The organism is Candidatus Cybelea sp. (assembly GCA_036489315.1).
Taxonomy (GTDB): Bacteria; Vulcanimicrobiota; Vulcanimicrobiia; order Vulcanimicrobiales; family Vulcanimicrobiaceae; genus Cybelea.
This window is the reverse complement of the sequence record DASXFZ010000022.1, coordinates 96,553-109,809: the sequence shown is the minus strand read 5'-3', so window position 1 is coordinate 109,809 and position 13,257 is coordinate 96,553. Positions and strand designations below refer to the sequence as shown.

Sequence of the window (13,257 nt, the reverse complement as noted above, 5' to 3'; positions counted from 1 at the left end):
CGTCATCGAGAGACGACCAGCGACGCGTTTTGACCGCCGAAGCCGAACGCGTTCACTTGAAAGGCAGAGTAGGCGCGCGCTCGCGGCTCCCCGATCACCAAGTCGAAGCGCGCGGCGGGATCGATTCGTTTGGTTCCCATCGTCGGGGGAATCTGCGATTCGTGCATTCCCGCGATGCCCGCGACGACGCACATAGCCCCGGCGCTGGCCATGCTGTGGCCGACGTGTCCTTTGATCGAGGTTACAACCGGCCGCCGATTTGCGAACGCTGCGTCGATCGCCGTTGCTTCGGCAGCGTCGCCGACGATCGTCCCGGTCGCGTGGGCGTAGACGACGTCGCAGCTTTCACCGGCTTCCTGCGCGGAATCCATTGCGTCGCGCATCGTCTGGACTTCGAAGCGGGCCGATGGATCGGGCGAGGTGATGTGGTGGGCGTCGGCCAGCGAACCGTACCCGCGAATGCGCGCGAGCACGTGCGCGCCGCGCCGATCCGCCCGCTCGAGCCGCTCCAAAACAACGACCGCCGCGCCGTCGCCCATTACGAATCCGTCGCGGTCGACGTCGAACGGGCGCGACGCGAGCGTCGCGTCGGAATTGCGCGAGAGCGCGCCGGCACGTACGAGGCTTTCGTAAACCAGCGGGCTCAGCAGCGTTTCGGTCCCCCCGGCGACTGCGGCGTCGATCTCGCCGCGCTCGATCATCCCGGCCGCCAGGCCGATCGCGTCGAGTGAAGATGCGCACGCCGTGCTGATTGCGAGTTGTGGTCCGTGAAGCTTCCAGCGCATTGCGATCAGCGCGCTTGGCATATTCGGTATGACCAGCGCCATGAGTTTCGGAGTCACGTTGCGGCCCCCCGACTCGAGCAGCCGTGTCTGAGCCTCGGCGACGAGCGGAAAGCCGCCCATCGTATTACCGATGATGACACCGGTGCGAGAGGGCGGCGCATCGAGGCGAGCGCCTTCCATCGCTTGCGCCGTGGCGATTAGTGCGTACTGTGTGAAGCGGTCGGTATTGCGCAGGACGGTCGCATCGAGCGCGTTGGGTGCGAGAAAACTGTCGGGGACCGCCGCCCAGAATCGATTTCCCGAGAGCCTCGGGAGCGGCGAGCGCATCGGGCCGACTGCACGCTTGCCGATGAGAAGGCTTCGCCAAAAGTCGTGTGCCCCGGTGCCGATGGGCGAGACGACCCCTACTCCGGTTACCGCAACATGCTCCACCGCGCGTGATTTGCGGGAGCCGACGCGACCTGGCCTGCTGGAGCGCTCCGGGCATGATGAGCGGGAGAGCCGTCGAAGCGAGAGAGGTGGAGCGAGGGGTAAACGTACCGCAATCGTACCGGCTGGTCCGCCGGGACGCGCGCGCGCAGCGCACGATCGTGCGGCTGCGCAGCGGGGCGACCTTCGGAGGCGAGGAGGTCACGATCTGCGCCGGGCCGTGCGGCGTCGAGTCGGAGGAACAGCTCGAGCAGGCTGCGCGCGCAGTAGCGGCCGCGGGCGCGAATGTTTTGCGCGGCGGCGCCTACAAGCCGCGAACCTCTCCCTACTCATTTCAGGGTCTGGGTGAAAAGGCTCTGAAGATGCTGCGCGAGGCCGGGGATCGCCATGGCCTCGGCGTCGTAACGGAGGTCCTCGATCCACGCGATGTCGAGAAGGTGGCCGGCTACGCCGACATGCTGCAGATCGGCACTCGCAACATGCAAAACTTTCCGCTGCTGCGTGAAGTCGGCGCGACGAGGACGCCTGTGCTGCTCAAGCGCGGCCTCTCCGCGACGGTTCAAGAATGGCTTCTCGCGGCCGAGTACGTGATGCTCGGCGGCAACGAGAGCGTCGTGCTCTGCGAACGCGGAGTGCGCTCCTTCGACGTGGCGACGCGCAATCTGCTCGACATCTCGGTGGTGCCGCTGCTCGAAGAGATGACGCACCTGCCGGTGATCGTCGATCCTTCGCACGCCGTGGGGATCGCGCGGCTGGTCCCGCCGATTGCGATCGCGAGCATCGCTGCCGGCGCACACGGGCTGCTGATCGAGGTCCACCCCGATCCGCCCAACGCCCTATCGGACGGCGCGCAATCGCTCGACTGCGAACAGTTCGATCAGTTAATGCGCAAGTTGGAACGGATCGCCGAGTTTGCGGGGCGTAGGCTGCCGCCGCGTCCTTCCGCGAAATCCGCCGACTCGCGCAAAACCGACGGCGAGGTCCGATCGAGCAAAAGCGGCGTCAGACTCGCGTAACCGGCGTCGACGGCGCCGATGTCGGTTCCGGTCGTTTCTCGATCCGTCGCGAAGGGCGACTCCCAGGCACGATAGTAGCGCGTTGCGCCCCCATGCTCCTCGCCGATCATCCGGCCGCAAATGCGTTTACGGCCGAGCCGTGTAACGCGGATTCCGCCGATCTCTTCGAGCGGGAGATTGGGAACGTTCAAGTTCCAGTAGCAACTCGGGTTCTCACCCGCAGCGGCCACGCGTTCGATGCAGCGCAATGCGATGAGCGCGCCGCTGCGCCAGTGACGCTGCGCCAGCGGTTCTTCGTGATCGGCCGCCAGCGAGACGGCAAGCGCGGGAATTCCCAGCAGGCAGGCCTCCACGGCGCCGGCAACCGTACCGGAGTAGTTGACGTCGTCGGCGAGATTCGGTCCATGGTTGATACCGCTTACGACGAGCTGGGGCCGCTCCGCGAGCACCGTTGCGCCCAAGAAAACACAGTCGGCGGGCGTTCCCGAGCACGCGTAGGACGGTACTGCCCAGCCTTCCCGCCGCGCCATCGTTATCGCTTCGTCGGCGGTGATCGCGTGCGAGACGCCGCTGCGGTCTCCCGCGGGCGCGACGACGATCACGGAGTGCTCCCCGCGCAGCGCGTCGGCGAGCGCGAGGATGCCGGGTGAGTCGATGCCGTCGTCGTTGGTGACTAAGATGCGCGTACGCGAACTACTTTACGCCGGGACGAAGCGAAGGGCGAGACCGTCGATGCAGTATCGCAGGTGTGTGGGCGCCGGACCGTCGTCGAAGATATGCCCGAGATGGCCTCCGCATTGCCGGCAGTGCAGCTCGGTGCGCTGCTCGACGAGCGCGTAATCGGCTTGCGTTCGCGTTGCGTTGGGCAGGACGTCCCAGAACGACGGCCATCCGTCGCCGCTGTCGTACTTCGTCTTCGAGGAGAAGAGTGCCAGGGCGCAGCCTGCGCAGCGATAGACTCCGGCTCGATTTTCGGCGATCAGCGCGCTCGAGAAGGCCGGCTCGGTTCCCCCCTGGCGAAGAATGCAGTAGCGATCGTCACCGAGCAGGGCGCGCCATTGCGCATCGGTGCGCGCTACGCCGTAGGTTTGCTGCGCGGCGGATCCGCGAGCCACGCAGCCGGCAAAGGCGAGCGTGGCTGCCGCGGTCAGAAACTCGGTGCGTTTCACGTCGCGACCTTCGGAATGATGTGGCACGACGCCCCGCCGTTCTTCTCAAAATAGCGCTGGTGATACTCCTCGGCACGCGAAAATCGAGAAGCCGGCGCGATCTCGGTTACGATTGGGCGCGCGTGCTTTTGCTGTTCCCGGTCGCGCGACGCTGCGGCCGCACGAGCCTGCTCGTCACCGTGCGTAAAGATCGCCGAGCGATATTGGTCGCCGACGTCGGGCCCCTGACGATTGAGCTGCGTCGGATCGTGAATCTGCCAGAAGAAATCGAGCAGCTGGTCGTACGATATCCGCTGCGGATCGTAGGTAACTTCGACGGCCTCCGCGTGGCCGGTCGTGTGCCCGCAGACCTGGCGATAGGTCGGGTTGTCGGCGTGGCCTCCGGTGTAGCCGGAGACGGCGTCAATAACGCCCGGCAGCTGGCGAAAGGCGTCTTCGACACCCCAGAAGCAGCCGGCGGCAAAGGTTGCAGTCTTACTCTCCATACACCCTTTACAACGCTCCAGCTCCCCTGCCGGATGCATCGAGCCCCGCACGCACGCCAGGAGCCTAGACGGCGTCGTTGCGGAGGATATCCTCGACGCTCTCGCGTCGCGCCAAGGGCCGGCTAAGACCCTCGTGCACGCCGACGACGGCAGGGCGCGGTATCCGGTTGTAGTTGCCCGCCATGCTGTAGGTATACGCGCCGGTCGAACACATCGCGACGAGCGCGCCGGCGGCGATGCCGCCCGGCAAGCGAACGTTGCCGAGCTCGTCGTTTTCGCAGGAGCGGCCGCAGAGCGTCATATCTTCGCCGGTGCCCGAAACGGGGGACACGGTTACGACGTGATGGTACGCGCCGTACAGCGCGGGTCGCGGATTCTCGCCCACGCCGCCGTCGACGACGAGGAACGTACGTTCCGACTGCCGCTTGACGGCGAGAACGCGATAGAGCGTCGTTCCCGCCAGCGCGATGATCGCGCGCCCCGGTTCGAGGCCCAAGCGAGGGACCGGCAGCGAGCGCGCGACCGCAGCCGCTCGCAGACTCTCGGCCGCGCCGGCAATAGCGGTTTCGACCTCGAGCTGCTCGGGCACGGCGCCCGGGTGGGAGGGCACGCCGAAGCCGCCGCCGATGACGATCTGCTCGGAGTTCAGACCAACGTCTGCGAAACGGCCCGCGGCTTCGACGAGTGCCGACGCATTCTGCGCGTAGGCGGCGCTCTCGTAGATCTGCGAGCCGATGTGGGCGTGCAGGCCGGCGAAGTGAAGCTGCGGGTTATTCCTGATCAGGGCCGCGGCCGCGTGCTCGTCGCGAAGGTGAATGCCGAACTTCGTGTCGTTTCCGCCCGTGCGAACGTACGCGTGACTGCCGGCTTCGATACCGACGTTGAGGCGAAGCATCACGTTGACGCGCGATGCAGCCTGTGAGAATGCCGCGAGTCGCGCGAGCTCTTCGAGGCCGTCGACGACGATGCGCCCTAGCCGTCCCGCCGCGGCGGCGGCGAGCTCTTCGTCAGACTTGCCGGCACCGTGCAGGGTGATGCGTTCGGGGCTAAACCCCGCGCGTTCGGCAGTGACGAGTTCGCCGAGCGAGCAGACGTCGACGCCGATCGGATGCGCGGCGAGATGGCGTAAGAACTCCGTCGTTGCGAAGGCCTTCGCTGCGTACGATACCTCTGCACCGGACGCCGCTGCCGAGTCCGTAAGCGCGCGCACCGCGTCGTCGACCACGCCGAGGTCGATGACCAGCAGCGGCGTTCCGTAGCGGTAGGCCAGTTCGCGCGCCGGAACCTCGCCGAGAAGAAGTTCGCCGCCGTTGTCGCGGCGATGCCCGGGCGCGAGCTCGCCCTGCCACCCGAGAAGCGACGTCAGAACTGCTCCAAGAACCCGTCGATGACGTCTTGTGCGATCCCCGCCGCGATCAGCCGGCTCGCGAGCTGCTCCCGGTCGAGCGGCGGCGTGACGAACATGAACGGCGCCGCCTCGCCGCGCGCAGCGCGGACGGTGCACCACTGCGAGGCCGCTGGAATCAAAACGGTTTGGTAGGGGGTCAGCGCGACGCCATCGCCGTTGCCGGAAACTTCGAGCGGCTCGTGGAGCGACATGATGATGAGCGGGCGCAGACCGGTTCCAAGGGACGCCGGCTCGCTGGTAGCAACGATGCGTTCGACGACGAAGTTGGCGTCGGCGATGAGCGCCGTACGGTCCAGCCCTTCGAAGTGGTAGGGAATTTGCAGCAGCGTTCCGGTGGCCGTGGCCTCGTAATGCAGGACGTCCGCGGCTTTTTCAACATTGAGCTCCCGCGGTTTTCCGTCGAGCCCGAGGCGGTTGTAATCGAACATCCGGTAGGTCAGGTCCGAAGCCTGCTGCGTCTCGAAGACGGTCACTCCCGGCCCGATCGCGTGAACGACGCCGTGAGGTATGTAAACGGTATCGCCGGTTTTCACCGGGATGTGCCGAAGCAGTTCGCCCAGCGTTCCGTCGGCAACGCGCTGCAGATATTCCTCACGAGAAGTATCGCGCGTCCAGCCGTAGACCAGCTGGGCATCGGGCTGCGCGGCGAGCACGTACCAGCATTCCGTCTTGCCGAACGGCTGGTGCTCGACTCGCTGGGCGTAGGCATCGTCGGGATGCACCTGCACCGAAAGCCAATCGTGCGCCGTGATGATCTTCGTCAGAATCGGAAAGATGCGCTTGGGATCGATGTTTCCCAGCAGCTGCGGGCCCAAGCGGCCGCGCAGATCGGCGACCGTATCACCCGCCAAGGATCCGTTGGTGACGGGATCGGTGTCCCAGCACTCCCACGATTCACCGAGCTTTGCATTTGGATCGCCGTGCTTGCCGTAGACGTGCACGAGTTCGTCGCCGCCCCAGACCTGCGTCGTCAGCTTCGGGTCGAGAATGTAGGGATAAAGCGAGGCGCTTTGCATGGCCCGGCTACGATACGATGCGTTTGAGTCGAATTCCGGCTCGTAAACGGGCCCGCGTGCCGGCGGCGAGAAGAGCGCCTGGTGCACGAGCTCTATATCGGCATCGGCTCGAACCTCGGCGACCGGCAGGCAAACATCCTCGGCGCGCTGCAGCGGCTGCGTGCCCGCGCGCAGATCCTCGCGGTTTCGGCTTTTTACGAGTCCGCGGCCGCCGACGGGGCAGAGGGGCCGCCATATCTCAATGTCGCCGCGGCGTTGCGATCCGAATTAGATGAGGAACGCTTCGCGAGTTTTGCCCGAGAAGTCGAACGAGCGGTCGGCCGCGCGGGAGGTGCCCGGCGTCTCGAGCCGCGTCCGATCGATATCGACCTGCTCGTTTTCGACGAGCGGGTCGTACAGCAGCGGCTCGATGCCCGTCCCTACAATGCCGTGCCGCTGGCGGAGATTGCGCCGGGCCTGGTTAGAGTCTCGCTCAACGGGGCTGTCCGCCGGCTCGAGCGCGGCCTTCGCTTCGATACCGATCGGCAGTCCGAAGAGCCCGAGGTGCGGCTCTCACTCGCCCGCGCCGGCGTCTCGGGCGTGCGCCGCGTCGTTCACTTGGAGGTCGACGGCCGCGCGCGCGTCTATAACGGGGAGTTCTCGATGGTTGCCGATCTTGCCGCGGACAAGGCCGGCGTGCACATGTCGCGCTTCTCCGAGATCCTCGAGGAGGCGACGCTCGACGTGCTGGCCGAAGCAGCGCAGCCGGCTCGTGTCGAACGCCTTGCCGAAGCGATTGCCACGCAGATCGTTCGCAGCCAGCGCGCGATTCGCGCCGACGTACGGCTGCGGGCGCAATTCGGACTCGAACGCTGGACTCCGGTGAGCGGGAAGCGAGGCGAGGAGACGTACACGCTTATCGGAATTGCACACGCCGACGAAGCCGGTACGCGCCGCGTCGTCGGCGTTGAAGCCGAGGGTATGACCGCGTGCCCCTGCGCCCAGGCGATGGTCCGCGAGCACTCTCTGCACGAACTACAGGAAGCGGGGTTCAGCGAGGGCGACGCGCAGCGCGCGCTCGATGCCCTGCCCGTCGCGACGCACAATCAGCGGGGTCGCGGCACCCTGCTGCTGGGCGTCGCGGACGATCGCAGCGAGGCCGTTCGCGCCGAAGACCTCGTAGAGATCGTGGAAAACGCGATGTCGAGCGAGACCTACGATTTGCTCAAGCGGCCCGACGAGTTCTTCATCGTCAACAAGGCCCATCACAATCCGCGGTTCGTCGAAGACGTCGTGCGCGGTATCCTCGCTCGGACGCTCGACATGTACGACGACCTCGGCGACGACACATTCGTTTTTGCCGGTCAGGTCAACGAGGAGTCAATCCACAAGCACGACGCGTTTGCGGAAGGGTTCGGGCTGTTCGGCGAGTTGCGGCGCGAACTGCACGCAGCTGAGAGCGAGGCGAAGACCGATCTCGCCGCGTGGCTGCGCACCCGGTCGACTCTAGGCTTCGTCGAGCGCGGCGATTCGCGCTCGCAGTGACGGATGCGACGCGAAGAAGAACTCGTACCATCCCGGAGGATCTTCGTCGGCAAGATTCTGGTCGCGTAGGCGGCGGAACGCGGAGGCCCCGGCCGCGGCATCGCCGGTTGCATCGAGCGCAAAGCGATCCGCGGCCCACTCGCGCGAGCGCGAGAACGCAAAGAGCAGCGGACGCAATATCTGCGTTGCAACCAGCATGAGCGCGTAGAGCCGTACGATTAGCAACGGACGATCGCGAAGCTCTTCGCGCTCCTTTTCGGAGACGGCGAGACTTGAAGTGAGAAAGAGAACGATCGCCAAGGCTTCGCTGAGGGCGATTAGGCGCCACGTGTCCTTGTTCACATAGTGGCCGAGCTCGTGCGCGACCACGAACTCGGTCTCCGTCTCCGGGAATGCACCGATCAGCGTATCGCCGAGCACGATCCGGTGCGTGCGGCCGATCCCGGTTACGAAGGCATTGGCTTTGCGGGTTTGGCGGCTCATGTCCATTCGCAGAATTGCCGCGTCGCCGACGCCGAAACGTTTGGCGAGCGCGCGGAGGCGCTCTTCGAGCGATCCGGTTATCGGTTCGAACTGGTTGAAAAGCGGCATGACGTACAGGGGAACGATGATGTTGCCGATCACAAAGAGCGGAAAGGCTCCGAGGCTCGCCCAGAGCGGCCACGACCGTGACGCCCGGCGCAGCGCAAAACCCAATAACGTCGCGAGCAGTCCCGAAAGCGCGGTTGAGAGGATCGAAGACTTCGCATAGTCGGTCACCCATCCGGCCCGCGTTTGATCGCTCAAACCGAAGCGGCGCTCCAGAGCGTATCCCTCGACGAACGAAACCGGAAGCTCGAATGCCGACGATATCAGCGAAAAAGCGCCAAAATACGCTGCGGGACGCAGCCATACCGGCAGGCCGGCCGTGGCCTCATCGGCTCGACGCGAGACCGGGGCGTAAGCGAAGGCCGCGAATTCAGCGGTTGCGCGAAGAGTCCCGACGACCTCGAGTGCCCGGCGAGCGCTGGAGTAGGCGCGCGCGTCTTTCGCGACTGCTCCGGCCGGTTCGCTCCACTCGCGCCACGCTTGCACCGCGCGCACGCAAGTGTAGCCTGCGCCGAATCCGACGCCCAGGCCGACGAGAATCTGGCGAAGGCTCACCGTCCGGTTCTACTCTCGCCCGAACTCGGCGCGCAGCGCATCCTTCGCCCGCTCGAGTATGTCACGGCGCTCTTGCGGAAGGCTTCGCCCCGCTCGATTAATGTAAAAGGTCAGCATCGACATCGCCGACCGATACGGAGAACTCTTACGCCGCGTGCTTTGCTGCGCGGATCGCTGCAGCGATCGTGCGATCGCTTTCGGGTCCTTCTTTTCGAAGACGCCGGGCTCGAGGTCGAGCGCGTTGCTGCCGCGCGTGACTTCCTTCGACCACTCTTTTTTCGTGCTCATCGCCACGTTGTACCCAGGCCGCTTCAGACCAGCGAGATCGTCTCTTTGGGCTTCGGATGTGCCTCGAGCGCGGCAACGAGCCGGTCGGCGAGCAGGTCACAGACGGGGTCGTCGAGCTCTTCGATTCTCCCTTCGTCGGCAAGCGTGAGCTTCACCGGGTCGATGGGGATGCGAGCGAGGACCGGCGCCTGCGCGAGCTCCGCGACTCGCTGCGCGTACGACGGTCCGAAGATGTCGTATTGTCTGCCGGTATCCGGGGCGACGAAGTACGACATGTTCTCGACGATCCCCAGGATCGGTTTCTTCAACTGGTGGATCAAGTTTGCGGCCTTGCGCACGACCATCGTAGCAAGCGCCTGCGGCATCGTGACGAGGACGACGCCGTCGATCGACAGCGACTGAAGGACGGTCAATGGGGCGTCGGAGGTTCCGGGCGGCAGATCGACGAGCAAAAAGTCGAGCTCGCTCCAGAGAACTTGTTCGTAGAACTGACGAATGACGCTGGCCACGATCGGTCCTCGCCAGATCATCGCGGTATCCTCGCGATCGGTTAGCAGATTCGAGCTGACGACTTCGATCGCGCTGCGCGTGATCGCCGGCGACATCAGCGGCTGCGGCTGGCCCTGCGGCGTCGTTTTGACCGGGTCGGGCTGGATGTCCAGGGGTTCGTGCAACCCGAAGAGGCGCGGGATCGAAGGTCCGGTGATGTCGGCGTCGAGGATGCCGACGCGGAAGTGCTTTCGCCGCAAGCCGATCGCGAGCAGTGCGGTGACCAGCGACTTGCCGACGCCGCCCTTTCCCGACATGATCGGTATCGTGTGCGCGATCTTCGTTCGTCCCGCAAATGCTCCGGGGGCGCGCGCGGCCGGGCGACGCGCATCCGCCGGGATCGGCGGCACGCCGCCCGAACGGCGAGCCTCCTGCAGGGCGGCGAGAACCGGCTCTACGCGTAGGCCGTGGGCGCGCGCTCCCTGCTCGACCGTCTCATATTTGCTCACGCCGCAACCGCTGCAGCCCAAACCGAAGGCGGTCAAAACCTCGGCGGCGAGCGGCCAGTGCGCCACCAGCTCTTTGATATTGGTCTGCGCGGCGATCTGAAGTTCGGGCATGGCTTCTTGGTTGAACCTGCGAACGGCGGCGGGGTATGCAAGGGTCGATCGATCGCGCTCTCGACGTGCTCGCCGGCGGCTGCGATTCGCCGGTCCGTTCGGGGTGGGGAGTTGGCCTTCCCATGTTCGTCCAGAACTCGGCACGCGGCGCCTATGCCTTCGACGAAGCCGGGCGGCGGTACATCGACTATGTCATGGCGTATGGCCCGCTGCTCTTCGGCCACACGCATCCGGCGCTGGTCCAAGGGCTCGACGCGCTCGCTGCCGGCGGCTTGGTTTGGGGGACGACTCATCCCCAAGAGATTCATCTCGCGCAGCGCGTCAGAGGCCACCTGCCCTCGATGCAGCGCCTGCGCTTCGTCACGTCCGGCACCGAAGCGATGATGAGCGCGGTTCGCGTCGCGCGCGCGTACACGGGCCGCTCGCACGTGCTCAAGTTCGCCGGGAACTACCACGGGCACTTCGACCTCGCGCTGCTCGATGCGGGAGCGTCGGCGGGTCTGGCGAGCGCGCGCAGCGGAATTCCGCAAGGCGTATCCGGCGACGTGCTCGTTGCGAGATACAACGACCTCGACTCCGTCGACGAACGCCTCGAAAAGGCGCGCGGCGTGCTCGCGGCGATCGTCGTCGAACCGATCGCCGCGAACATGGGCCTCGTACTTCCGGCTGAGGGCTTCCTCGAAGGGCTGCGGCGGCGTGCGACCGAGATCGGCGCGCTGCTGATTTTCGATGAAGTCATAACCTGGCTTCGCTTCGGATTGGGAGGCGCGCAGGGGCGCACGGGAATCGTTCCCGACCTGACGGCGCTTGGTAAGATCATGGGCGGCGGCGTTCCCATTGCCGCGTTCGGCGGCCGCAGGGACGTGATGGAAGCGCTCGCGCCCCACGGCTCCGCGTTCACCGGCGGTACGCACGGCGGCAATCCGTTTGGGGTGGCGATGGCGCATCGCGTACTCGATCTGCTCGAGACCCATCCCGAATACTACACGCAGATGAGCGGGGTCGCAGGCCGCCTCGCCGACGGTATCCGCACCATCTTCGCACAGCGCGGCCTCCCGTACGCGGTGTTGCAGCTCGATTCAGTCGTCGACTTCAAGTTTCGCGCGGGTGCGCCGTCGCGCGACTTCGACGATGCGCGCCGTTCGAATCGGCAGGCATACGCGGCCTATTGCGCCGCGATGCTCGAGCGCGGCGTTCTCTTGCCGCCTTCGCAGAACGAAGTGATGTTCGTCTCCACCGCGCACGGGCAAGTAGACGTCGAGGAGACGCTCGAGGCGATCGCCGCCTCATTGCCGGCCTCCTAGGACTGTCTCCCTAAACGCGAATCTTTCGAATCTGGGGCCGTTGGGGCAGCAGGTTCGTCGCGACCAGCGCGACGGGGATGCCGAAGAAGACGACGTGCGCGACGAGGATGTAGAGGAAGACTCCTGGCGAGGGAAACGGCCGCACGAGCGCGTGTCCGAAGTGAATGAGCAAACGCATCACCCCCATCGCCACGACTCCGAGAGCGATCCCCGCGGTCAGCGCGTGCTTTTGCAGCCCACGGATGCGCAGGGCCGCAAAGACGAAGAGTATGCCCCAGACGATGCTGACGGCAAAATGCATCAGCGTCCCCAGCGCGGCCGTCGCCCAGCCCCCGCGGTACGCGGCCGCGCCTAAGGCGTTGGACGCATCCCACTGCATGACGAGCAGCGCGGTCACGTGCTTGGCAACCCAAGGCTCGCTAATTACGAGATAGAGGTCGATGAGAACCGCGCCGCACAGGCCGGCGAGGGCGCCGATCCCAACGGAGCGGGCGCTCATCCGGGCGGCGCGCCCTTCGGAATCTCGCACGATTCGAAGGCGAAGTCGTAAAAGCCGACACCTTCGCCCTTCGGCGCGAGCCTGATCTCGTGCTGGCCGTATCGAGCATTCATGATAATGTCGTACGCTCGAGGCGCGTCTACTGTGACGTACGATCCGCCGGGGTCGTAGCGGAGGTCTTTTCCGGCGTCTTCCTTCGGCACCGGCTTTCCGTCCTACGTGACCTCCACGCGCGTGTTCCCCCCGCGTTCGGGTTTTAAGACGGCGACTAGTTGGATCGCATGATAGCGCAGCGCCAAGTACCCGCCGCTCTCTCCGGAGACGGCGGCCTGCGGCGAGAGGTGCCAGTATCCCTGAAGCTCGATCGCGCCGTCGCGCGGGCCGGCGCCGCTCGGCGAGTAATTCGTGTCGCGCGAGGGATCGTTCTGCGCGGTCGCGTCGGCGATGTTCTGATGCCCGACCAAGAGCTCCGGCGTATGCGGATAGCAGACGGCACCGGCCTTGTCGTAGCTGTCCTGCGGCAGCAGCGCCATGATCGGCGGAAGCTTGCGAACCGCCTGATCGCTGCGAAGGAGTGCTTGAATGCGAGCCTCGGTGTCCTGATAACCGCCCTCACCTTCGAAACTCTCTACGAGCTGGCCGTTACGGCCGTAGAGGTACTCGTGTGGCCAGATGGTGTTGCCGTAGCGCTTCCAGATCGCGAACGAGTCGTCGAGTACGACCGGCCAATCGACGTTCAAACGTTTCACCGCGGCGGCGACGTTGGCGTGTTCCCCGGAGAAGCGGAACTCGGGCGTGTGTACGCCGACGATCACGAAGCCGTCGTCGTGATAGCGCCGATACCACTCTCGCAGATACGGCAGCGTGCGAAGACAGTTGAGACAGGTGTACTCCCAAAAGTCGACGAGAACGATCTTTCCGCGAAGTTGCGCGGCATCGAGCGGTGGGCTGTTTATCCAGCCGGCGCCGCCGTCAAAGCTTTGCAGGGAGGGAGGCTCCGCGCCGAGGCCGACCTGCCACGGTCCCGGCGCGAAGGCGGCTATCACTGCCGCAACCACGAGCGCTGTGCGCACGCAGAGCCC

The 13,257-nt window shown here is 65.6% G+C and carries 14 protein-coding genes and 1 pseudogene; 3 read left to right on the top strand and 12 right to left on the bottom strand.

The annotated features are described in order from the left end of the window. Positions 1-2 precede the first annotated feature (2 nt). Positions 3-1,217, bottom strand: a complete 1,215-nt coding sequence (locus VGG51_05915) for a beta-ketoacyl-[acyl-carrier-protein] synthase family protein (protein ID HEY1882561.1) — start codon at positions 1,215-1,217, stop codon at positions 3-5. Positions 1,218-1,303: 86 nt separating this feature from the next. Between VGG51_05915 and aroF the strand changes: the two genes are divergently transcribed. After that, a complete protein-coding gene (aroF, locus tag VGG51_05910) occupies positions 1,304-2,230 on the top strand; it encodes a 3-deoxy-7-phosphoheptulonate synthase (GenBank protein HEY1882560.1) in 927 nt (308 codons plus the stop codon). A gap of 29 nt (positions 2,231-2,259) precedes the next feature. Here aroF and surE read toward each other — a convergent pair. The 5 genes and pseudogenes from surE to VGG51_05885 form a co-directional block, all read right to left on the bottom strand. Beyond that, a pseudogene (surE, locus tag VGG51_05905) lies at positions 2,260-2,910 on the bottom strand (5'/3'-nucleotidase SurE). Positions 2,911-2,928: 18 nt separating this feature from the next. Continuing rightward, a complete protein-coding gene (gene msrB, locus VGG51_05900; protein ID HEY1882559.1) occupies positions 2,929-3,399 on the bottom strand; it encodes a peptide-methionine (R)-S-oxide reductase MsrB in 471 nt (156 codons plus the stop codon). Beyond that, on the bottom strand, positions 3,396-3,884 hold the full coding sequence (msrA, locus tag VGG51_05895) for a peptide-methionine (S)-S-oxide reductase MsrA (GenBank protein HEY1882558.1): 489 nt from the start codon (positions 3,882-3,884) through the stop codon (positions 3,396-3,398). Before msrA ends, msrB begins: the two co-directional genes overlap by 4 nt. Positions 3,885-3,948: 64 nt before the next feature. Further along, positions 3,949-5,250, bottom strand: a complete 1,302-nt coding sequence (gene lysA, locus VGG51_05890; GenBank protein ID HEY1882557.1) for a diaminopimelate decarboxylase — start codon at positions 5,248-5,250, stop codon at positions 3,949-3,951. Then, complete coding sequence (locus VGG51_05885; protein ID HEY1882556.1) at positions 5,247-6,308, bottom strand: type I phosphomannose isomerase catalytic subunit; 1,062 nt, start codon at positions 6,306-6,308, stop codon at positions 5,247-5,249. Before VGG51_05885 ends, lysA begins: the two co-directional genes overlap by 4 nt. Positions 6,309-6,389: 81 nt before the next feature. Between VGG51_05885 and mptA the strand changes: the two genes are divergently transcribed. Next, complete coding sequence (gene mptA / locus VGG51_05880) at positions 6,390-7,832, top strand: GTP cyclohydrolase MptA (GenBank protein HEY1882555.1); 1,443 nt, start codon at positions 6,390-6,392, stop codon at positions 7,830-7,832. On the opposite strand, the gene VGG51_05875 is transcribed toward mptA, so the two are convergent. The 3 genes from VGG51_05875 to VGG51_05865 are packed head-to-tail and all read right to left on the bottom strand — an operon-like array spanning position 7,794 to position 10,372. After that, positions 7,794-8,975 (bottom strand): M48 family metallopeptidase, encoded by a 1,182-nt coding sequence (locus VGG51_05875; protein HEY1882554.1) that lies wholly within the window; start codon positions 8,973-8,975, stop codon positions 7,794-7,796. The genes mptA and VGG51_05875 overlap by 39 nt on opposite strands. Before the next feature lie 9 nt (positions 8,976-8,984). Beyond that, positions 8,985-9,263 (bottom strand): DUF3175 domain-containing protein, encoded by a 279-nt coding sequence (locus VGG51_05870; GenBank protein HEY1882553.1) that lies wholly within the window; start codon positions 9,261-9,263, stop codon positions 8,985-8,987. Positions 9,264-9,286: 23 nt separating this feature from the next. Beyond that, the gene (locus VGG51_05865; protein ID HEY1882552.1) at positions 9,287-10,372 is read right to left on the bottom strand and encodes a P-loop NTPase; all 1,086 of its coding nucleotides are present in this window, start codon (positions 10,370-10,372) and stop codon (positions 9,287-9,289) included. A 35-nt stretch (positions 10,373-10,407) separates the two neighbouring features. On the opposite strand from VGG51_05865, the gene VGG51_05860 reads away from it, so the two are divergent. After that, positions 10,408-11,676 carry a glutamate-1-semialdehyde 2,1-aminomutase gene (locus VGG51_05860; protein ID HEY1882551.1) on the top strand — a complete coding sequence of 423 codons (1,269 nt, stop codon included), beginning with the start codon at positions 10,408-10,410 and terminating at the stop codon, positions 11,674-11,676. Positions 11,677-11,686: 10 nt separating this feature from the next. On the opposite strand, the gene VGG51_05855 is transcribed toward VGG51_05860, so the two are convergent. The 3 genes from VGG51_05855 to VGG51_05845 are packed head-to-tail and all read right to left on the bottom strand — an operon-like array spanning position 11,687 to position 13,248. Further along, the gene (locus tag VGG51_05855) at positions 11,687-12,175 is read right to left on the bottom strand and encodes a hypothetical protein (GenBank protein HEY1882550.1); all 489 of its coding nucleotides are present in this window, start codon (positions 12,173-12,175) and stop codon (positions 11,687-11,689) included. After that, positions 12,172-12,378, bottom strand: coding sequence for a hypothetical protein (locus VGG51_05850; GenBank protein ID HEY1882549.1), 207 nt, complete (start codon positions 12,376-12,378; stop codon positions 12,172-12,174). Before VGG51_05850 ends, VGG51_05855 begins: the two co-directional genes overlap by 4 nt. A 12-nt stretch (positions 12,379-12,390) precedes the next feature. Further along, entirely contained in the window at positions 12,391-13,248 is an 858-nt protein-coding gene (locus VGG51_05845) for a redoxin family protein (GenBank protein ID HEY1882548.1), read from the bottom strand. Positions 13,249-13,257: the final 9 nt, after the last annotated feature.

Bases quoted from the DNA above. Each gene is read 5' to 3' on its own strand.
- VGG51_05855 (HEY1882550.1), bottom strand. From the start codon at position 12,175: ATGAGCGCCCGCTCCGTTGGGATCGGCGCCCTCGCCGGCCTGTGCGGC.
- msrA (HEY1882558.1), bottom strand. From the start codon at position 3,884: ATGGAGAGTAAGACTGCAACCTTTGCCGCCGGCTGCTTCTGGGGTGTC.
- VGG51_05860 (HEY1882551.1), top strand. From the start codon at position 10,408: ATGCAAGGGTCGATCGATCGCGCTCTCGACGTGCTCGCCGGCGGCTGC.
- VGG51_05865 (HEY1882552.1), bottom strand. From the start codon at position 10,372: ATGCCCGAACTTCAGATCGCCGCGCAGACCAATATCAAAGAGCTGGTG.
- VGG51_05870 (HEY1882553.1), bottom strand. From the start codon at position 9,263: ATGAGCACGAAAAAAGAGTGGTCGAAGGAAGTCACGCGCGGCAGCAAC.
- VGG51_05885 (HEY1882556.1), bottom strand. From the start codon at position 6,308: ATGCAAAGCGCCTCGCTTTATCCCTACATTCTCGACCCGAAGCTGACG.